Annotated in this window: 18 protein-coding genes and 1 riboswitch; of the genes, 14 read left to right on the top strand and 4 right to left on the bottom strand. The window is 51.5% G+C overall.

What is annotated here, in order from left to right:
* Positions 1-45 precede the first annotated feature (45 nt).
* Positions 46-600 (top strand): biotin transporter BioY, encoded by a 555-nt coding sequence (locus ABF463_RS03610; protein ID WP_415532185.1) that lies wholly within the window; start codon positions 46-48, stop codon positions 598-600.
* Between the two features lie 12 nt (positions 601-612).
* Positions 613-1,590, top strand: coding sequence for a biotin synthase BioB (bioB, locus tag ABF463_RS03605; RefSeq protein ID WP_415532184.1), 978 nt, complete (start codon positions 613-615; stop codon positions 1,588-1,590).
* A 308-nt stretch (positions 1,591-1,898) separates the two neighbouring features.
* Here bioB and ptsP read toward each other — a convergent pair whose 3' ends face one another.
* The 4 genes from ptsP to ABF463_RS03585 all read right to left on the bottom strand — a co-directional run bounded on the left by ptsP (position 1,899) and on the right by ABF463_RS03585 (position 5,859).
* Positions 1,899-3,644 carry a phosphoenolpyruvate--protein phosphotransferase gene (gene ptsP, locus ABF463_RS03600; RefSeq protein ID WP_415532183.1) on the bottom strand — a complete coding sequence of 582 codons (1,746 nt, stop codon included), beginning with the start codon at positions 3,642-3,644 and terminating at the stop codon, positions 1,899-1,901.
* A 45-nt stretch (positions 3,645-3,689) separates the two neighbouring features.
* The gene (locus ABF463_RS03595; RefSeq protein ID WP_415532182.1) at positions 3,690-3,959 is read right to left on the bottom strand and encodes an HPr family phosphocarrier protein; all 270 of its coding nucleotides are present in this window, start codon (positions 3,957-3,959) and stop codon (positions 3,690-3,692) included.
* Positions 3,960-4,073: 114 nt separating this feature from the next.
* The gene (gene pfkB, locus ABF463_RS03590) at positions 4,074-5,018 is read right to left on the bottom strand and encodes a 1-phosphofructokinase (RefSeq protein ID WP_415532181.1); all 945 of its coding nucleotides are present in this window, start codon (positions 5,016-5,018) and stop codon (positions 4,074-4,076) included.
* 1 nt (position 5,019) lies between these two features.
* Entirely contained in the window at positions 5,020-5,859 is an 840-nt protein-coding gene (locus ABF463_RS03585; RefSeq protein ID WP_415532180.1) for a DeoR/GlpR family DNA-binding transcription regulator, read from the bottom strand.
* Between the two features lie 263 nt (positions 5,860-6,122).
* Here ABF463_RS03585 and ABF463_RS03580 point away from each other — a divergent pair, with 263 nt between their 5' ends.
* From ABF463_RS03580 to thiS, 12 genes are all read left to right on the top strand, one after another.
* The gene (locus ABF463_RS03580) at positions 6,123-8,741 is read left to right on the top strand and encodes a valine--tRNA ligase (RefSeq protein WP_415532179.1); all 2,619 of its coding nucleotides are present in this window, start codon (positions 6,123-6,125) and stop codon (positions 8,739-8,741) included.
* A gap of 124 nt (positions 8,742-8,865) precedes the next feature.
* Positions 8,866-9,270 carry a bacteriohemerythrin gene (locus ABF463_RS03575; RefSeq protein ID WP_415532178.1) on the top strand — a complete coding sequence of 135 codons (405 nt, stop codon included), beginning with the start codon at positions 8,866-8,868 and terminating at the stop codon, positions 9,268-9,270.
* Positions 9,271-9,313: 43 nt separating this feature from the next.
* Positions 9,314-10,597 (top strand): bifunctional folylpolyglutamate synthase/dihydrofolate synthase, encoded by a 1,284-nt coding sequence (locus ABF463_RS03570; RefSeq protein WP_415532177.1) that lies wholly within the window; start codon positions 9,314-9,316, stop codon positions 10,595-10,597.
* A gap of 186 nt (positions 10,598-10,783) precedes the next feature.
* The gene (locus ABF463_RS03565; protein WP_415532176.1) at positions 10,784-11,089 is read left to right on the top strand and encodes an STAS domain-containing protein; all 306 of its coding nucleotides are present in this window, start codon (positions 10,784-10,786) and stop codon (positions 11,087-11,089) included.
* Between the two features lie 45 nt (positions 11,090-11,134).
* Entirely contained in the window at positions 11,135-11,575 is a 441-nt protein-coding gene (spoIIAB, locus tag ABF463_RS03560; RefSeq protein WP_415532175.1) for an anti-sigma F factor, read from the top strand.
* 41 nt (positions 11,576-11,616) lie between these two features.
* Positions 11,617-12,330 carry a sigma-70 family RNA polymerase sigma factor gene (locus ABF463_RS03555; protein ID WP_415532174.1) on the top strand — a complete coding sequence of 238 codons (714 nt, stop codon included), beginning with the start codon at positions 11,617-11,619 and terminating at the stop codon, positions 12,328-12,330.
* Positions 12,331-12,574: 244 nt separating this feature from the next.
* Positions 12,575-13,717 (top strand): exonuclease SbcCD subunit D, encoded by a 1,143-nt coding sequence (locus ABF463_RS03550; protein WP_415532193.1) that lies wholly within the window; start codon positions 12,575-12,577, stop codon positions 13,715-13,717.
* Positions 13,714-16,893, top strand: coding sequence for an AAA family ATPase (locus tag ABF463_RS03545; protein WP_415532173.1), 3,180 nt, complete (start codon positions 13,714-13,716; stop codon positions 16,891-16,893). The genes ABF463_RS03550 and ABF463_RS03545 overlap by 4 nt, the downstream gene beginning before the upstream one ends.
* A 49-nt stretch (positions 16,894-16,942) precedes the next feature.
* Positions 16,943-17,047, top strand: a riboswitch (TPP riboswitch).
* A gap of 98 nt (positions 17,048-17,145) precedes the next feature.
* Positions 17,146-17,934, top strand: coding sequence for a thiazole synthase (locus tag ABF463_RS03540; RefSeq protein WP_415532172.1), 789 nt, complete (start codon positions 17,146-17,148; stop codon positions 17,932-17,934).
* Between the two features lie 15 nt (positions 17,935-17,949).
* Positions 17,950-19,071 (top strand): 2-iminoacetate synthase ThiH, encoded by a 1,122-nt coding sequence (gene thiH, locus ABF463_RS03535; RefSeq protein WP_415532171.1) that lies wholly within the window; start codon positions 17,950-17,952, stop codon positions 19,069-19,071.
* Positions 19,068-19,745, top strand: coding sequence for a thiamine phosphate synthase (thiE, locus tag ABF463_RS03530; RefSeq protein ID WP_415532170.1), 678 nt, complete (start codon positions 19,068-19,070; stop codon positions 19,743-19,745). Before thiH ends, thiE begins: the two co-directional genes overlap by 4 nt.
* 2 nt (positions 19,746-19,747) lie before the next feature.
* On the top strand, positions 19,748-19,954 hold the full coding sequence (thiS, locus tag ABF463_RS03525) for a sulfur carrier protein ThiS (protein WP_415532169.1): 207 nt from the start codon (positions 19,748-19,750) through the stop codon (positions 19,952-19,954).
* The last annotated feature ends 153 nt before the right edge of the window (positions 19,955-20,107 follow it).

The following is a 20,107-nucleotide window of genomic DNA, read 5'->3' as shown; positions in this document are numbered from 1 at the left end:
AAAATTTATTTTAGTTTACAATTCATCTTTATCGGAGGTCTTCCCATGGCTATAAAAACCAAAAACCTGATCCTGGTCGCCCTGTTTGCCGCGCTGACTGCGGTGGGTGCCTTTATCAAAATCCCCATTGGGCCTGTACCCATCACGCTACAAGTTATGTTCACTGCACTTGCCGGGGTTTTGCTTGGACCGTACCTTGGCGCACTGTCACAAATTGTTTACGTTGTTCTGGGACTAGTTGGTCTGCCAATCTTCACGACCGGCGGCGGCCCGGGTTATGTCCTGACACCCACTTTCGGCTATTTGATCGGTTTTATCGTTGCAGCATTCATCATTGGCCTCATTACACGACGCCAGCAAAAGCTCTCGTTTCCGATTGCCCTGCTGGCCTGTCTAATCGGCCTGCTGGTGATCTACGCGATTGGCGTGCCGTATCTATATCTGATTTTACATAATGTGGCACACACGCCGCTTCCCTTTTCTAAAACAGTGATTATTGGATTCGTAGTTTTTCTGCCGGGCGACATCGCCAAAAGTGTGCTGGTATCGTTGCTTGGCGTGAAGATTTTACCCATTCTTCGGCTCAACCGCAATCATTAAGGAGAACTCAATTTGTATCAGAAAGTGCGACAATGCGCGGAAACGATCTTAAACGGAGGCTCCATTACCGAAAAGGATGCGCTTGCTTTATCCGAGGTGCAAGGGAGCGATTTGTTCCTGCTTTGTGCGTTTGCCAATAAAATCCGCGAGGTGTTCACCGGAAACACGGTAGACCTATGTTCTGTCATCAATGCGAAATCCGGCAGATGTTCTGAAGACTGCGCATTTTGCGCGCAATCGGCACGGCATCATACCGGTATCAGCTGTCACCCACTGCTGAACGAAGAAACCATTGTAGAAATGGCGGTCAAACGGGAACAATCGGGTGCAAAACATTGTGATATCGCCACAAGCGGTTTGGGTTATACCGGAGATGAAGCTGATTTTCAGACCATCCTGCGCGCGTTCAAACGGATGCGGGAAAAAACTTCATTGACATTATGTGCTTGTCTGGGCACTTTAACAGAACGCGCCGCACAAGCTCTAAAGGCATGCGGCGTGGAACGTTACAATCACAATTTGGAAACTGCGCGCAGCTTTTATCCAAACATAGTGACGACACATGGATATGACGAACGGGTGCAGACCATCCGGTTTGCCAAACAGGCTGGCATGGAGGTTTGTTCGGGCATGATTATCGGTATGGGGGAATCAATGGCCCAACGCATCGAACATGCGTATCTGCTAAAAGAACTAAACGTGGACGCCATTCCGATCAACATTCTGAGCCCTGTGACCGGCACACGGATGGAAAACCAAAAGCCACTGGAGCCACTGGAAGTTTTAAAAAGTTTTGCCATCATCCGTTTTATACTGCCGAACAAGAACCTCCGTTATGCGGGTGGGCGCGAAAACGCCCTTAAATCGTTGCAGCCGTTTGGGTTGGTCGCCGGGTTAAACGGAATGTTGATCGGCAATTACCTGACCATCGGCGGACAATCTGTCTCCACCGACAAGGAGATGCTGGACGCACTGCAACTGTCCTATTAACCGTAATTCCAAGTTTTAAAACCGGCACAAGACAAATATAGACAGATGACATATCACGTTCACATTTATGTCACAAATGTGGGGTATTCTATAGATACAGCCTTTTCATTCATCATCCTCTTTCTCTTTTCATATGTTTTCATTTTTCCGGCCAGCAGGCCGGTTTTTTATTTCTCCTAATATAAGTCAACCTTGGCATGGTTCATTGCAAAAGATAGCGGGCATGTGTATAAAAACACATGCCCGCTATCAAAAGTCAACCATATCGTCCGCCTGGCTCGTCTGCCAGAACAAACAAGCAGCTAATATTATAAGAGTTTATACTTCTCAGCAAATGCGGTGACAATTGCACGCACATCTTTTGGCGATTTGCAATCTGCCACACTATCTGCCAACGCACGGCAGGCAGCAAGATCCAACTTACTGAGGATGTATTTGGTCTGTGCAATTGCGCCGGCCGCCATACTCAGTTCATCCAGGCCCAAGCCTACCAGCAAAGGCACCGCCAACGGGTCACCTGCCATGCCGCCGCACATGCCAACCAAAACATTGTGCGGTTTTGCGGCCTTGGCAACCTGTCCAATCAATTTGATGACAGCGGGATTGAAGTAATCGTAGAGATAAGAAATCTTTCGGTTACCACGATCCACCGCCAATGAGTACTGTACCAGATCGTTCGTGCCAATACTGAAGAAATCCACTTCCTGCGCCAATACATCTGCCATCAACGCGGCGGACGGAATTTCAATCATGATCCCGACTTTAATGTCGGTGTCATAGGCGATCTGTTCTGCGTCAAGCTGCGCTTTTGCTTCCGCAAGCACGGCTTTCGCGTCCATCAGTTCATCATAATTGGAAATCATGGGGAACATGATTTTCAGTTTGCCAAATGCACTGGCGCGCAAAAGAGCACGCAACTGCGCAAGAAACAATTCTTTCCGATCCAAGCAGAGTCGAATAGCACGGTATCCCAAAAACGGGTTTTCCTCTTTGGGGATATCGAGATATTTTACTTCCTTGTCCCCGCCGATATCCAACGTGCGAATAATCACGTCGCCGGGTTGAGACGCTTTAAAAGATTCGGCAATCTTTTTGTATTCCTCGAACTGCTCTTCCTCTGTCGGCGCGGATTCCCTCGAAAGGAAAATCAATTCCGTACGCATCAAGCCAACAGCCTCTGCACCCTGCGTCAAGCCAAACGCCGCATCCTTTGCAGAACCGATGTTGACAGCCACAATGATACGTTTGCCGTCGGAAAGAACACCTTGTTTTTTGGAGAACGTCTCAAAAATGGCAAGTTGCTCTTGCTCTTTTTTATATTTTGCTTCATAGGTCTTAACTGTTTCTTCGTCAGGGTTCAGAATACAGATGCCTTGCGCACCGTCAAGAATGATCGTATCGCCATCCTTGATTTCGCTCAACAGTTCCGGAACACCTACGACAGCCGGAAGTCCCATGGATTTCGCAAAAATAGAGGTGTGTGCTGTTTTGCCGCCCTTTTCAGTAGCAAACGCCAACACAAAGTTTTGATTCAGCTGAATGGTGTCGGATGGGGAAAGATCATCAGAAATCAAAATCACTTGATCGTCAATTTCGGACAAACTGCCGCTTTTCACCCCCGCCAGAATACCCAACAGGCGCACACCCGCGTCACGTACATCCGCCGCACGTTCTTTCATATACGCATTCGACATACCGGCAAAGATCGCTACAAACTGGTCGGTAACCTGCTTGACCGCCTTTTCAGCCGACGCGTTCTTATTGCGAATCAATTTCTCGATCTCCGGGACATAGGCCGGGTCAGCAAGAATCGCTTTCTGCCCTTTTAAAACGCCAAGTTTATCTTTGCCAAGCACCTCGGCAGATTTGGCAATCAAGCTATCCACTTCATCGGCTGCGGTTTTGACCCCTGCCTGAAAGCGAGCAATTTCCGAATCCGTCTCTGACGGTGCGATATCTTTACTAGTATCAATTACAGGATGCAAATAGACATAAGCTTTCGCGATGCGAACGCCCTCGGAAACTCCAATGCCTGTATAGGTTTTTTGTGCCATGTCTTTTCCTCCACTACCGCGCAGCGCGGCACAGGCAAAAACCGTTTACTCGCCGAAATTGGAAAGGAACAGTTTCTCAACCGCCGCCAATGCGTCGGCTTCGTCATCGCCCTCGACCACTACCGTAACAGATTGGTTGTAATCCAACCCAAGGCTCATCAAGCCAAGGATGCTCTTGGCATCGGCTTCGTTATCGGAGCCATCTTTTTTGACGATGATTGATGAGGAAAACCCGGTGGCGACCTCCATCAATGCTTGCGCGGGACGCAGGTGAAACCCTTGTTTACAGCCAATCGTAAATTTCTTTTCCAACATTGTATACACATTCCTTCCATTGTTCGACATTTCATAAAATATTAAGCCGTGCATAGGCAAGGCTAAAATCAATGCGAAAATCGGTTAAGACCCCGTGGACAACGGTGTCCTTCCTCAATCCTCGATCTTCGTAACGGTCACGAAGTGCAGTGAGTCAAGCACTTCGGGTTTGGTGCAAATCTGTGTACCAGGTTTGGATGCCGTGATTGTGCCCGCCGCAGTTGTAATTTTCGCAATGTCATACAGCGAGTCACCACGCACGATAGAATAGGCAAGCGAACCCACCATGGAATCCCCTGCGCCGGTGGCACTCTTCACCGGAATGTCCCAGGAATCAACTTTAAATGCTTCGTGTGCGTCTGCCACCACGGCACCGTCCGGACCCATCGACACAATCACAATGCTGATACCTGCGGCAATTAGTTCTCTGGCCGCCGCCAGCACATCTTTAGGTGTCTTCAGAATGCGCCCGAGCAATGCCTCCAACTCATGGATGTTGGGCTTGACCGCATACGGAATACTTTTCAAGCCTTCTGCCAGCGCTTCGCCGTCTGCATCCAGAATGGTTTTGACATGCTCCGTTTTTGCCATGTCGATGCACTGTGCGTAAAAATTCTTGGGCACACCCGGCGGCAAACTCCCGCTCAAGACCGCAACTTCAGAATTTTTGCAGAGATTGCGGAATTTTTCCTTGAATTTCTCCAGGTTCTCCGGTGACACTGCGGCGCCGCTCTCGTTGATTTCAGTGGTCTTGCCCGCTTTCTGGTCAAAAACCTTGAGATTGGTGCGTGTTTCGCCTTCAATCTCCACAAAATCCGCCGGAAGCTGCGCATCCTTCAAAAAGTCTACCAGCTGGCGGCCTGAATTTCCCGCAACAAAGCCCGTGACAGTAACGTCGGTATCAAAGCTATGCAGCACACGTGCCACATTGATGCCTTTCCCACCCGGATCCTGCCGCGATTCCACCACCCTGTTAAGTCCATACGGCTCTAGTTCTTTAATCGCGATGGTCTTGTCTATGGAAGGGTTCACGGTGACCGCAATCACTTTTCCAGCCATATCATACACCCCCTATGTCCTGTTGTCCATTCTTCTGCGAACATTTTTTTGAATTCTCCACCAAATACAGGCAGACGCCACGATTGACAAATTCCATCTTCTGCTCGTCGGTGATTAAATCGCTGGTTATGCAGCCGTCAATCTCTGAAAGCATTCCGAATCGTGCGAATGATACGCGGCCAATTTTGGTATGATCCGCGAGGACGAATACCTGCTCCGAGACTTGCATCATCTTTTCCTTAACAGATGCTTCGGAGATATTCGGGGTGGTAAGCCCCATGTTCTTTTCAATTCCGTTGGTTGCTATAAATGCTTTATCAACCCGAATGCGGCCCAAGAAACTTTCCGCCACAGGCCCGACCAGCGCCATTGTGTTCGGGCGGAGCGTACCGCCGGTAGACATAAGTGTTATGCCCGAATAAGGCGCCAATTGCTGCAACAGCAGTATAGAATTGGTGACGACCGTCAGGTGCTTAAATTTCGAAAGATGGGGTACAAGATACAGTGTGGTTGTACCGGCATCGATAAGGAGAGATTCCCCATCCTCAATCATTGCGGCAGCACGTTCCGCAATGCTCTGTTTTTCTTCCCGGTATTGATCCTCTTTTTCACTGTACGTCGGTTCAAACCCAACAGATTCTAAACACACAGCGCCGCCATGCGTCCTTTTGAGCAATCGCCTTTTTTCAAGCTCGTTCAAATCGCGCCGGACAGTCGATTCAGACACGCCGAATAATTCGCACAGCCTGTGTACGGATGCCCGCGTGTTGCTTTGCACATATCCGGCTATTTTTTGCAGGCGTTCTTCTTCAAACATATAGAACCGTTCGCTTTCGGTCATTTGATTGTTTTTGGCTGCATTTTTGATTGTTTAAGACCGATAATAGTTTATCACCCACCCCGTACTCTGTCAATAGTTTCCGTAATAAATCTTACTATATTATAACGATTTGTATAGAGTGCCTACGGGTATGCCTGTTTGGTGTAAATTTCGTTCATCCGCTTATTTTGCTTGGATAAACGTTTGCTCATTTCCCCATGATTTGATTGACAGCATTTGCAATCCATCTTATAATGAAATGCAGAATCGCAGGAGGGTAAACTATGGACAAACTGCTTGATAAAGCATATGAACCGTCTGCTGTGGAAGACCGTATCTACCAATTCTGGTTGGACGGCGGTTATTTTCATGCGGAAATTCATCCAAATAAAAAACCATTTACCATTGTAATGCCGCCGCCCAATATCACCGGGAAGCTGCACATGGGACATGCGTTTGAGGACACACAGCAGGACATCCTCATTCGCTTTAAGCGAATGCAGGGATTCGAAGCGCTTTGGCTGCCGGGTACCGACCATGCTTCCATTGCCACCGAGGCCAAAATTGTGGCCGCCATGGCAAAAGAAGGTCTCACCAAGCAGGATATCGGCCGTGATGGCTTTATGGAACGCGCGTGGAAATGGAAAGAGACTTATGGCGGAAACATCGTTGCACAGCTGAAAAAGCTAGGGGCGTCCTGCGACTGGGAACGTGAACGCTTTACGATGGACGAAGGCTGTTCCGCAGCCGTGCGCGAGGTATTCCTCCGCTTGTACGAACAAGGGTTGGTCTACCGCGGTGAACGTATCATCAACTGGTGTCCACACTGCAAGACGACCATTTCGGACGAAGAAGTAGAATATGCCGAGCAGGACGGTCACTTCTGGCATCTGCGCTATCCGTTATCCGACGGCTCTGGCTGGCTGGAATTGGCAACCACTCGTCCGGAAACGCTGCTGGGCGATACCGCCATAGCCGTGCATCCGGATGATGAACGGTATCAGGCGTTCATTGGCAAGACCGTGATTCTGCCGCTGGTAGGGCGCGAAATTCCGGTCGTGGCAGACACCTATGTCGACCGTGAGTTCGGCACCGGCGTGGTTAAAATTACGCCCGCGCACGACCCGAACGATTTCGAAGTCGGGCAGCGGCATGACTTGCCTATCATCAACGTAATGACCGATGACGCACATATGAATGAAAAGGCCGGTAAATACGCCGGGCTGGAGCGGTATGAAGCGCGCAAGGCTGTCGTTGCCGATTTGGAAGCAGGCGGTTATCTTGTGCGCATCGAGCCGCACAAACACAACGTCGGCACTTGCTATCGCTGCCAAACCACCGTGGAACCCCGTATTTCGCAGCAATGGTTTGTCAAGATGAAGGAACTGGCCAAGCCTGCCATTGATGCCGTGCGGAACGGCGATACCCGTTTTGTACCCGAACGGTTTGAGAAAGTTTACTTTCATTGGATGGAAAACATCCGCGACTGGTGTGTTTCCCGCCAACTTTGGTGGGGTCACCGCATCCCCGCGTGGTATTGCGCCGATTGCGGGGAAACTGTTGTCGCACGTGAAGCACCGACGGTTTGCCCCAAATGCGGCGGCAAACACCTTGCACAGGATGAGGACACCTTTGACACCTGGTTCTCGTCTGCACTGTGGCCGTTCTCCACGTTGGGCTGGCCGCAGCAAACACCGGAACTGTCCTACTTTTATCCCACCAATGTATTGGTGACCGGCTATGACATCATCTTTTTCTGGGCAGCGCGGATGATTTTCTCCGGTATCGCCTACACTGGAAAAACACCGTTCCATACGGTGTTGATGCATGGACTGGTGCGCGATGCCAAGGGCCGCAAAATGTCCAAATCACTGGGCAACGGGGTCGACCCGTTGGAAATCATCGAAGCTTCCGGTGCGGACGCCCTCCGCTTTACATTGGCTACCAATAATAGCCCGGGAAATGATTCGCGTTTCATGCCGGAACGCGTGGAGTCCAGCCGCTTTTTTGCCAACAAGATTTGGAATGCGGCGCGGTTCATCTTGATGAACATCTCCGGCGATGAAAAGGGGCTGCCTGCCACCTTGGCAATTGAGGACCAATGGATTCTGAGCAAGCTCAATACGCTGACCAAAGACGTTACAGAAAATCTGGAACGGTTTGAATTGGGCGTCGCTGTGCAAAAGCTATACGATTTCCTTTGGGATTCGTTCTGCGACTGGTATATTGAACTTTCCAAATCCCGTTTGCAGGCAAGCGGCGAAACAGCAACCTCGGCAAAACAGGTGCTGGTGTGGGTGATGGAACATACGTTGCGTTTGCTTCATCCTGTTATGCCCTTTATTACCGAGGAAATTTGGCAGACGCTGCCGCACGAGGGCGAGACCATTATGCGCAGCGCATGGCCGGTTTACGATCCCGCCCTTGCCTTTGCGGACGAAGAAACAGCGATGGAACGCGTAATGAACGCAATCCGTGCCATACGCAACCGGCGTGCGGAGATGCGTGTACCGCCCTCCAAAAAAGCCAATCTTTATATTGAAACAGAATTTGCAGATATTTTCACGATGGCTGCGCCGTTCTTTGAGCGTTTGGCTTCTACCGCATCTGTGCAGGTTGGCACAACTTTCGACATCGACAGTGCAGTGCGCATCGTGACCGATGGCGCAGTCCTCTATATTCCAATGGGTGAATTGGTGGATAAGGAAAAGGAAATTGCCCGGCTCGAAAAAGAGAAGCAAGGCTGCGAAAAACAGCTTGATTCCATCCATACAAAATTGCAGAATCCTGGTTTTGTCAGCAAAGCACCTGCGCGGGTGGTAGAATCCGAAAAAGCGCGTGCGGAAAAATTAGCTGAGAAGGTCACGCTGTTGCAGCAGAACATTGCGGAACTGCAAAAATGAACGGGCTGAATGGTTTGCACGATGCACTTGTCGTGCATTCCTTCATGATTCTACCCACTATTTAAACCATTTGTTTCAGGACTGATAACCTCTTGAAACCGAACACAGAAAGAAGGAAAAACAAATGGTATGGAAAGATTCGCTGTCCGTCGGGATTGAACTGATTGATTCCGAACACAAAGAACTGATTCGTGCGGTCAATGAATTGTTTGACGCCTGTATGCATGGAAAAGGTCGCGCAAAGATCTCGGAAACCGTCACATTTGTGGAAGACTATACGGTGAAACATTTTGGAGACGAGGAAAAGCTTCAAAAAGAGTACAAGTATCCGGACTATCCGGCGCATCATCAACTGCACCAAACTTTTGTAAACGATCTCAAGTCGTATAAGGCGCAGCTGGAAAAGGACGGCCCTACCGTCCAACTGGTTGCCAAGTTCAATACATTTGTTTCTACCTGGCTGATCAAACATATCAGCGTCGAAGATAAGAAGATCGGCGTATATATCCGTTCCATAGAAAAGAAGTAAACAAAGACAATCTTGTTTATCTATCTGTTTGAGGTATGTTCCGTTGACCTATCAAGAAGCATTGGCTTATATCCACTCTACTCTTCGTTTTGGCAGCCAGCCCGGTCTTTCCCGGATTGCCCGGTTGCTGGAACAGACAGGAAATCCGCAAAACCGTCTGCGGTTTGTCCACGTGGCGGGCACCAACGGCAAAGGTTCCACCAGTGCCGCCATTGCGGCCGCGCTGCGCGAAGCCGGATACCGTACCGGTTTGTATATCTCGCCTTATATTGAAGATTTTTGCGAGCGTATCCAGATTGACGGCCGCTATATCGCGTATCAGGAACTGGCGGACGAGTTGGAACAACTCCTTCCTTATCTGCATACGGGCGAGGAAGAACATCCAACTGAATTTGAGATCATTACCGCGCTGGCTTTCGCCTATTTTGCACGACATTCCTGCGATGTAGTGGTATTGGAGGTCGGGCTGGGCGGACGTTTCGACGCAACAAATATTATCCACACACCGCTTGCTTCGGTCATCACTTCAATTTCTCTCGACCACACTGCTATTCTTGGCGGTACATTGGAAAAAATCGCGTTTGAAAAAAGCGGTATCATCAAGCCGGGCGGTGTAACAATCACCAGCCCGGGACAGGCTCCCGCTGTGCTGGATGTTATCTCCAAATGCTGCGCAGAACGCGGCAATGCGCTCCACATCCCGCAAATTGAACGCGTAGAGATTAAGCAGGAAAGCATTGACGGAACAAAACTCTGTTATGGCGGTCAACCGCTCACCATCCCGCTCTGCGGCAGACATCAGATTTCCAATTTTCTGACCGCTTATGAAACACTCCGCGTTTTAAACACACGGGGGCTGAATATCTCCATGCAAAAAGCGGTGGATGGCATGGCGCGTGTCACTTTTCCCGCCCGGATGGAGCGTCTGCATACTCGTCCGCTGATTCTGTTGGACGGTGCGCATAATCCGGCCGGCACCGCCGCACTGGCTGATGCAATCAAACGCTTTTTAGCAGAAAGACCCATTACCGTCATCATGGGGATGCTTGCGGACAAAGATTATGCAAAAGGCATTGGCAACATCGCGCCATTGGCCACACGTTTTATCGCCGTGCGTCCCGACAGTCCGCGTGCGCTGGATTCTTGTGCAACTGCCCGCACGGCGTCCGCTTTCTGCGCGAATACATCCTACTTTGATATTTTAGAGGATGCGTTTACAGACGCGCTGGCACACACTGGTGCAGACGATGTCTTGCTCATCTGCGGTTCTCTCTACCTGGCAGGACCAATGCGACGGATAGTACGCGCGTATTTCCACAAAACTTAGGCAAAATATGCGTAACAAAATGATGTTCGACAAATTTCCCTTTGCATATTTTGCCAAATCCTTTATCCTTATGGATAAGGGATTTTTTATGCGCTCTTTCATGCCGCACACCGGGCACTACTCCCAATACTCCCAAAAACATGTGCGCCATGTGAAGATGCAGCAAATCCGTTTAGAGGTGAGAACATGGCATTAAAAATGGAAAACGACGCGCACGTGCTGACGGTCTATCTGGATGGAGAGATTGACCACCATGCAGCCAGAGGTATTCGAGAAGAAATCGATACGTCTATTGAGCGGGTGCATCCCGACGCCCTGGCGCTCGATTTCCGTGGCGTAACATTTATGGACAGCTCCGGTATTGGACTGGTCATGGGGCGATACCGCGCCATGCAGCCGTTCGGTGGCATCGTCACAGTCAAAAACGCTTCAATGCATATCCGCAAGGTGATGCGGCTCGCAGGGTTGGACAAGCTGGCCCATATTGAATAAGGTTACATAAAATAGTGCGCAGCAGCGCATGGAGGTGTCAAACTGATGAAACCGCTCAATGAAATGAAAGTGCAGTTTTCCAGCCACTCCGTTAACGAAAGTTTTGCACGGGTAGCTGTGGCGGCATTCATCGCACAGCTCGACCCCACGCTCGACGAACTGGCCGACGTGAAAACAGCTGTTTCCGAAGCGGTCACAAACAGTATCGTGCACGGTTACCAAAACGATATCGGCGTGATCTACCTCACCGTTAAAATTTACGAGAACGGTCGCATTACCGTAGCCATTCGTGATAAGGGCTGCGGCATCAATGATGTTCGCAAAGCGATGGAACCGATGTTCACCACCAGCAGCGGCGGTGAACGCGCCGGACTTGGATTCACCGTGATGCAAAGCTTTATGGACAAGCTGCGGGTGCGTTCCCGTTCGGGGTTTGGCACCACAGTTGTCATGGAAAAAACACTGAATCAACGTCAGGATACTTGACGGAACGATAGGCGGTCTAAACCGCGTCTGGAGGAAAGACCATGCCAGTTCCAAAGAACGACCGCGCATTGTTTATCCGCGCGGGAAAAGGGGACGCGGCAGCACAGACCCAACTCATAGAGACAAATCTTGGTCTTGTACATGCCGCCGCTCGGCATTTTTCAGGCAAAGGCATCGAATATGACGATCTATATCAGGCAGGCTGCATGGGCCTTGTAAAAGCAGTCTCGGGGTTCGACATCACACGTGGTGTGCAATTTTCCACCTATGCTGTGCCGGTCATCATGGGGGAAATGCGCCGTCTGTTTCGGGATGACGGCCCCATTAAAGTCAGCCGTTCGCTCAAAGAGCTTTCGCTCAAGGCCACGCGTGCCCGCGAGAAGCTCAATGCCCGTCTGTGCAGAGAACCAACATTAAACGAGCTGGCCGCAGAGTTGCAAATTGAACCCGCCGAGGCCGCGCAGGCACTTGAAGCCGCCGCTGCACCGCTCTCTTTGACTAACAGCCGGGAAAATGAGGAGGACGGGCAGACAGACATTCCTGTCGCCTGCGAAGAAGACGCCCTAATCGACCGTCTGGCGCTCAAAGACGCACTGCGCACCCTGCCACCGGAAGAACGTCTGCTGATTTTACTGCGCTATTTTAAAGGCAAAACACAGACAGAAACCGCAGAAGTCCTGCATATGACACAAGTGCAAGTCTCACGCAAGGAAAAAAAGGTACTTGCCCTTTTGCGAGACCGACTACTCGAATAGTGCTCTCTTTAAGTGCTCAGACAGGAGCGAACCCATGAAACTGCACAAAACAGGCGGGAAGACAGATGTGACACATGTCTGTCCTCCCGCCTGTTTTGTGCGATAAAAACCCACCGGTTGCGTTCATTCGCCCAAAAGCGGTATAATAAAAACCATCCAGAGTGAAACAATCCCTTGCTTCATCATACAACTCAATATGGGTTCCTCCTATGTAAGCAAGGCGCAAAAACGGATGGGCAATACAATGCGATTTTTACATACAGCAGACTTACACATTGGCAAACGCGTGGGTGAATACAGTCTGATTGAAGACCAGACCTATATTTTGAGTCAAATTTTGCAAATTATTGACCAAGAGCAGCCGGACAGTATCCTGCTTGCAGGGGACATTTACGACAAAAGTGTTCCTTCCGGTGAGGCGGTGGAGGTCTTTGATACATTTCTGACTGCGCTGACAACACGGGATTTACCGGTCTTCCTCATCAGCGGTAACCATGATTCTCCAGAACGTCTGGGTTTCGGCAGCCACATTTTCCAAAGAAATCAAGTGCATATCGCGGGCGTTTTTGACGGTGCCCCCCAAAAGATTACGCTGACCGACACGTTCGGACCGGTCAACATCTTTCTGCTCCCTTTTTTGAAACCAGCTGCTGCCGCACCTTTTTTTCCAGAAATGTCATTAGACAGCTATACAGATGCCGTGTGCGCTGCGCTTGCCGCCTGCCCGGCAGACTCCGCCGCACGCAATGTGCTGGTAGCGCACCAATTTGTAACCAGCGGAGCGGCGGAACCGGCGCGCTGTGACTCGGAAACCATTTCCGTGGGCGGGTTGGATAATGTGGACGTATCTGTTTTTGACGCATTTGACTACGTCGCGCTCGGTCATCTGCACGGACCGCAGCGCATCGGACGGGACACTGTGCGTTATGCCGGTTCCCCGCTCAAATATTCGTTTTCCGAAGCGCGGCAACATAAATCCGTCACACTGGTCGAACTCGCTGAAAAAGGACAAGTCTCATTGCGCATGGTTCCCTTGTCCCCTCTGCGGGACATGCGGGAAATCAGAGGGCCTATCGCGGAACTGCTGTGTGCCGCCGCCGCCCCCACACTGGATTACATCCATGCCACCCTCACCGATACAGAAGATATTTACGATGCGGTGGGACGGCTGCGACAATCCTATCCAAACCTCATGCGGCTGGATTTTGAAAATGAGCACACGCTGCCGAACACGCCCTCTGAAAGTGCCGCGTCGGATATTGCACAGAAAAGCACGCTCCAGCTCTTTTCAGAGTTTTACAAAAGTCAAAACGGCACGGCACTTTCTGATGAGGAACAGGCTGTATTGGCGCAAGTCCTGCGAGAAATGGAGGAACAAGCGCGATGAAACCATTGCATTTGACCATGAGCGCATTTGGCCCCTATGCAGAACAAGAGGATGTCCCATTCGATTCATTTGGAGACAGCGGCCTGTTCCTTATCACAGGAGACACCGGAGCCGGCAAGACGACGCTGTTCGACGCGATTGCGTTCGCACTCTACGGAGAAGCCAGCGGCACTATCCGCACACCGGACACTTTGCGCAGCGATTTCACCCGACCCAACTGCAAAACGTTCGTCACCTTTACGTTTCTGCACCGTTGTGCTGTATACACCGTCACGCGCAATCCAAAATATGAGCGGCCTAAGAAAAACGGGCAGGGCATGACGATCGAAAATGCGGACGCGGCGCTCACGCTGCCGGATGGCGCGGTTGTTACGGGCAGTCGGGAGGTAACTGCCCGTATGGAGGAACTGCTCGGCATCACAGTCGGGCAGTTCCGGCAGATTGCTATGATTGCACAGGGTGAATTTCTGCGCCTGCTGTTGGCTGAAAATCGGGAACGCGCCGCCATTTTCCGTCGCATTTTCCAAACAGGACTATATCTTTCCATACAGGATGCGCTTAAAGCTCGCGATAAAGACGCGCGTCGGCGCTGTGAATCGAATGCACAGGCCATTTTGCAATGCCTAAATGGCATTCTGCCGCCCCCCGCGGAAAATACGTCCGCATTGCAGGAACTGCTTGCCAGACAGGACGTCCATGCCGCGCTGGATATCAGACAAGCCTTGCGGGACTGCAACGAGCAGGACGCGGCGGCGCTTCAAACCATCGTTCAACAAGTGCAAGCGTTGGAAAAAGCCATCGCCAAACAGATTGAAACACGGACAAAGGCGGAGGCGGTCAATCGTCTGTTTGCGGAAAAAGACCATGTAATCGGCCGCCAAAACGAACTGGCGGAACGTGCTGACAGCATCGAAAAGCAAGAAAACGTCCTGCTCGCTTCCGAAAGAGCGCTCTACCATGTCAAACCCACATATGACGCATATACGCGAGAGGAACACGCGCAATGCCAATTGATGGAAAGCATACGTGTCCAGACGGAGGCCCTCGCCGCACTCGAGCCCCAAGTTGAACATTCGCGTGCAACCTATCAGACCTTGCGCGCACAATTGCCTGTAGATGAACAGCGCACCGCCGCCATCGACCGCCTAACCAAAACGCTGCCGCAATACGCACAGCTGGAATCACTCATTCAAGAGGATGCCAAGGTCTCCCGCTCGCTCTCCGTCTGCACACAAGCCATACAAGCGTTGGAACAAAAGCGAACGGCACTGGATAGCGAGCTGGAAAACCTGCAAAAACAGTTGGCGGAATCGGCAGACTGCGCATTGCACCTGCAAGCTTGCGTAACAAAGCTCAACCTGTTACAGGCGCGTGCTAAAATGCTGGACGCATTGGTGTCAGAAATCCAGTCTATCCGGAAAATATACAAGATGCAGAAAGCGCGGCAGGCAGACTGCGAGACCGCCGCAAAAGTCTACGAACAAGCGGCGCAGACATATGCACAGATGGAAGCCTCGTTCTTCCGCGCACAGGCCGGCCTGCTCGCCGTGGCTCTACAGGACGGGCAGCCTTGCCCCGTATGCGGTTCGTATACCCATCCGCAGAAAGCGGCATTGCCCAAAGATGCGCCAAGTGAAACCGCACTGAATAGCTGCAAATCTAAAACGGAAGCCATGCGCAAAGCTCTTCAGGAAGCAAGCGAGGCGGCCAAGCAAAAAGAGGTGGAATTACAAACTGCGACTGCGCACCTGCGGCAAAACGTCACGGCGGCGTTCTCCGACCAGCAAACACCGGAGACAGTCGGCGCTATGGAAACATTGCTCAAGCAAGAGCAGCAAACTGTCGCTTCTTCCATATCGGAACAGGAAACCGCCCGCCAAGTGCTGGAAAAAGAGTTGGAGGTGCGTGCCCGGCAGGAGGAGACCCAGCGCACAGAGGTTCAGGCACGCGCCGCACTGGAGACACAATGGAAAGAGCAAACACAGCGCCGGCTGGAACAAACGGCTTTGTCAAGTGCCAGCAAGAGCCGTTTGGACGCATTGCGCGGTACGCTGACGTATCCATCAAAGCAGGAAGCGGAAGCGCGCTTGGCGGCATGGCAGAGTGAACGGCAGCAATACAAAATTGCGCTGGATGCGGCGGAGAAAGCCTATCTGGAAAGCAGAACCCATTTAGAAAATGGTCGCGCCGTATTGGAAAACGATGCCCAGCGGCTCACCCAAATGCAGCAGACGCTTGAAACTGCGCGGGCGGCACTGCAACAGATTTATGCGCAAAATGGGTTCGCAGATATCGATGCGTTCCGTGCGGCACTGCGCACGCAGCCGGAGATTGATACGTTGCGGCAAACACTCGAAACCTATCGGGACGCCGTCAAACAGGCGGCGGCAGATCGCACACGCCTGGAAATGCAAACGGAAAGTCTAATGCCGCAGGATACCGCGCAAATACAGCAACTACTGACGGAACTGGAAGCACAAAAAGCGCTGGCTGTCGAACAAACGCAGACCCTGCGGGGACGATTGGAGAACAACCGGCGCGCTTTCACGGCGTTACAGGCGTTGCTGCGGGAGCAAGATGCGGCACAGCGGGCATTTGGAGCTGTCAGCCGCCTGTCCCGCACTGCCAGCGGCGAATTACCCGGCAAACCAAAATTGATGTTTGAACAATATGTACAAGCGGCCTATTTTACACAAATTTTGGCCGAAGCAAACAAGCGCTTTCGGTTGATGGCTGGCGGGCGGTACGAATTGCTGCGGCGAGAAGAAGCAGCAGACAACCGCTCACAATCTGGGTTGGATATTGACGTTCTCGACCACTATACCGGCAAAATCCGCTCTGCAAAATCGCTTTCTGGCGGAGAGTCTTTCAAAGCCTCACTTTCTCTGGCGCTGGGACTTTCGGATGTCATCCAGCAATATGCGGGCGGCGTAGAGGTGGATACGCTGTTCATTGACGAGGGCTTTGGTTCACTGGATGCACAGTCTCTGGAGCAAGCCATCCGTACCCTGCACGACCTGACACAAAACCATCGGTTGGTGGGCATTATCTCCCATGTCTCGGAATTGCAGGAGCGCATCGACCGCAAAATCATTGTGAACAAAGGATTGACCGGCAGCCATGTTTCTGTAGAAGGAGGATTATCGCAGCCATCGCCTGTTTCATCCGGTGAATAAAATTGACAAACCCATGCAACAAGGGTATACTAAAAGAAATAATAAATATTGCCAAGGCTCGGGGTGCCATGAGTGGCTGAGAGAAGGCGAACGCCTTTAACCCGTTGAACCTGATGTGGTCAAACCCACCGTAGGAAAGCTGCTGTCGTTGTACGTTTTGTGAGCTGTCCGAAAGGGCGGCTCTTTTTATTTGGTATGAATGTCTTGACTCCGTGTAAACAGCGGACAGGACAAAGCAGGAGGATTTGCACAATGAAAACCGACGTATTTGAAATCGGCGGCAAAACACTCAATAGCCGTATTTTTGTGGGCACGGGCAAATATCCCGACAACCGAATGATCTCGCAGGTAGTTGAAGCCGCAGGCGCAGAAGTGGTCACGGTGGCATTGCGCCGGGTCAATCTGTCTTCAACGGAAGAAAACCTGCTGCAATTTGTACCGAAAAACTGTACACTATTGCCCAACACCTCCGGTGCGCGCACAGCCGAAGAAGCCGTGCGCATCGCACGTCTGGCACGCGCGGCGGGGTGCGGCAACTGGATTAAAATCGAAGTAATTGCCGACCAGAAATACCTGCTGCCGGACAATGAGGAGACCCTTAAGGCCACCCGCATTCTGGTAGACGATGGCTTTCAAGTCTTCCCCTACATCTGTCCCGAATTGATGTGCGCCAAACGCTTGCAGGAGGCAGGAGCGGCCGCTGTCATGCCGCTCGGTGCGCCCATCGGCAGCAACCTCGGCCTGCAAACACGCGCCCTTATTCAGATTTTGATTGACGAAATTGACATTCCCGTCATCGTGGATGCTGGCATCGGCGCGCCATCTCAGGCCGCCGACGCGATGGAAATGGGAGCAGCAGCCGTTCTGCTCAACACCGGCATTTCTTCCGCGGCAGACCCCGTCGGCATGGCGGAAGCGTTCGGTCTGGCGATTCGTGCGGGACGGTTGGCCTATCGCAGCGGGCTGGGTTCCGCATCAGTGGTCGCCAATGCATCTTCCCCGTTGACGGGTTTTTTGGGTGAAACGGGTGCATTGGCATAAGAGGAGGTGCTTGTCATGGATTTTTACGACTACATACAGACTTATAAAGATTTCGACTTTCACGGTTTTCTGCAAAACACAACCGGGCAAGACGTTCAACGCGTGCTTGGAAAATCCACGCTGGAACCGCTGGATTTTCTGACATTGCTCTCTCCCGCGGCAGTTCCATTTTTAGAACAGATGGCACAGCGCGCCCATGCGGAGACCATACGGCAGTTCGGGCACGTGATTTTTATGTTTGCGCCGCTCTATTTGGCCAATTACTGCGTCAATCGATGCGCCTATTGCGGTTTTAATTCCGGCAACAAAATCCGCCGCGCCGCGCTCACATTGGAACAGGTCGAACGGGAGTCGTCTGCAATTGCCGCCACGGGAATGCGGGATATCCTCTTTCTGACGGGGGAATCACGCAAAGTCAGCCCGCCATCCTACATGAAAGACTGCGTAGAAGTTATGCGCAAATATTTCACCAATATTGCATTGGAAGTCTACCCGCTCGAAACAGAAGAATACGAGATGCTGGCTAACGCGGGGGTAGACGGCTTTACCATGTTTCAGGAATGTTACAATGAAAAGCGTTATGGGGAGGTACATCTCGGCGGGCCGAAAACCAACTTCCGTTACCGGCTGGATGCGCCGGAGCGTGCCTGCAAAAGCGGGCTCCGCACAGTAGGGCTGGGCGCATTGCTGGGATTGTATGAACTGTCGTCCGAAGCATTTTTCACCGGTTTGCATGTCTATTATCTCCAGCACAAATACGACGTCTGTGATTTTGCCGTTTCCCTCCCCCGGCTCTGTGCACACATCGGGGCGTTCCAGCCATACAGCACCGCCTCCGACCGTGACATCGTGCAGATTATGACCGCCTTGCGTATTTTTCTGCCGCGCGTAGGCATTACGGTCTCCACGCGTGAAAAACCGGCGTTCCGCAGCAACCTCATTGGGTTGGGCGTAACCAAAATGTCTGCCGCGTCCTCCACTGAGGTAGGCGGCTATGCCGAGCACACCACCGACGACCAGTTCGACGTATCGGACAAACGCAGCGTAGAAGAAGTTGCCGCATCCATCCGTCAAAAAGGCTGGCTGCCGGTCTTCAAAGACTGGCAGACGCTTAACCGGGAGGAAACCGCCGTATGAGTGCCAAAACCGAGCGCGCGGAAAAAACCGCTACGTTTATTCACGGTCTTTACTGCATCACAGCCGAGCCTTTTTCTAAAGGGCGGAATAACATCGACGTTGTACGGGACATGCTTGCCGGCGGTGCAAAAGTCGTGCAATATCGCGAAAAAGACATGCCCATGCAACGGCAGTATGCGCAGTGCCAAACATTACGGGATATGACGCGGGAGGCGGGCGCGTTGTTTGTCATTGACGACCACGTGGATCTCGCCATGGCTGTGGGCGCCGACTGTATTCACATCGGCCAGACCGATCTGCCCATTGAAGCGGTGCGGGCATTGGTAGGTGAAGATATGCTCATTGGCCTTTCCACCCACAACATCGGGCAAGCCAGAGATGCCGTGGCGCGCGGTGCGGATTACATCGGCGTAGGGCCCATCTTTGAAACGCATACCAAGGCGGACGTATCTGCGCCGGTGGGATTTTCCTATCTGGATGAGGTCGTTCGGGAAATATCCCTTCCATTCGTCGCCATCGGCGGCATCAAAAAACACAATTTATCTACTGTGTTATCACACGGCGCCACCTGCGCGGCATTAGTCACCGAGATTGTGCAGACATCTGACATTGCTGGCATCGTCAAAGATTTACGTTCGATTTTTTCCGATTCTGAAAAACCGGAGGGGAAATAAACATGAAACTGCAAATCAACGGCGAACCTGTCGAACTGGAAAACGGTATGACTCTGTCCACCTTTTTGCGGGCGAAAGACATCCGCCCCAACACCGTTGTGGTGGAGCATAATGCAACCATTCCGGACCGCAGCACATGGGACATTCTCACCCTTGCCGACGGCGATGTGCTGGAGATTGTCAAATTCATGGGCGGCGGGCGGGTTTAACCCGCGTTTTTGTTCAAGTAAAGCATTGCAATACATAAAGCGCACAGCCTGAAAATCAAGGCTATGCGCTTTTTCTTTCAGCCGGGCTTATCCCGCACTTTTGTTCAAGTAAAGCATTGCAATACATAAAGCGCACAGCCTGAAAATCAAGGC

Origin of the sequence: Ethanoligenens sp. (genome assembly GCF_047718355.1) — a bacterium.
Classification (GTDB): domain Bacteria; phylum Bacillota; class Clostridia; order Oscillospirales; family Ethanoligenentaceae; genus Ethanoligenens.
Note: the sequence above shows the minus strand (reverse complement) of the source record. Positions and strands in the feature narration are given on the sequence as shown.

What these genes read in the sequence shown, in the direction of transcription:
- ABF463_RS03580 (WP_415532179.1), top strand. Translation starts at nt 6,123, where the DNA reads ATGGACAAACTGCTTGATAAAGCATATGAACCGTCTGCTGTGGAAGAC.
- ptsP (WP_415532183.1), bottom strand. Translation starts at nt 3,644, where the DNA reads ATGGCACAAAAAACCTATACAGGCATTGGAGTTTCCGAGGGCGTTCGC.
- ABF463_RS03540 (WP_415532172.1), top strand. Translation starts at nt 17,146, where the DNA reads ATGAAAACCGACGTATTTGAAATCGGCGGCAAAACACTCAATAGCCGT.
- ABF463_RS03610 (WP_415532185.1), top strand. Translation starts at nt 46, where the DNA reads ATGGCTATAAAAACCAAAAACCTGATCCTGGTCGCCCTGTTTGCCGCG.
- ABF463_RS03595 (WP_415532182.1), bottom strand. Translation starts at nt 3,959, where the DNA reads ATGTTGGAAAAGAAATTTACGATTGGCTGTAAACAAGGGTTTCACCTG.
- ABF463_RS03555 (WP_415532174.1), top strand. Translation starts at nt 11,617, where the DNA reads ATGCCAGTTCCAAAGAACGACCGCGCATTGTTTATCCGCGCGGGAAAA.
- ABF463_RS03545 (WP_415532173.1), top strand. Translation starts at nt 13,714, where the DNA reads ATGAAACCATTGCATTTGACCATGAGCGCATTTGGCCCCTATGCAGAA.
- ABF463_RS03575 (WP_415532178.1), top strand. Translation starts at nt 8,866, where the DNA reads ATGGTATGGAAAGATTCGCTGTCCGTCGGGATTGAACTGATTGATTCC.
- thiE (WP_415532170.1), top strand. Translation starts at nt 19,068, where the DNA reads ATGAGTGCCAAAACCGAGCGCGCGGAAAAAACCGCTACGTTTATTCAC.
- ABF463_RS03550 (WP_415532193.1), top strand. Translation starts at nt 12,575, where the DNA reads ATGCGATTTTTACATACAGCAGACTTACACATTGGCAAACGCGTGGGT.
- ABF463_RS03565 (WP_415532176.1), top strand. Translation starts at nt 10,784, where the DNA reads ATGGCATTAAAAATGGAAAACGACGCGCACGTGCTGACGGTCTATCTG.
- ABF463_RS03585 (WP_415532180.1), bottom strand. Translation starts at nt 5,859, where the DNA reads ATGACCGAAAGCGAACGGTTCTATATGTTTGAAGAAGAACGCCTGCAA.
- pfkB (WP_415532181.1), bottom strand. Translation starts at nt 5,018, where the DNA reads ATGGCTGGAAAAGTGATTGCGGTCACCGTGAACCCTTCCATAGACAAG.
- thiS (WP_415532169.1), top strand. Translation starts at nt 19,748, where the DNA reads ATGAAACTGCAAATCAACGGCGAACCTGTCGAACTGGAAAACGGTATG.
- thiH (WP_415532171.1), top strand. Translation starts at nt 17,950, where the DNA reads ATGGATTTTTACGACTACATACAGACTTATAAAGATTTCGACTTTCAC.
- spoIIAB (WP_415532175.1), top strand. Translation starts at nt 11,135, where the DNA reads ATGAAACCGCTCAATGAAATGAAAGTGCAGTTTTCCAGCCACTCCGTT.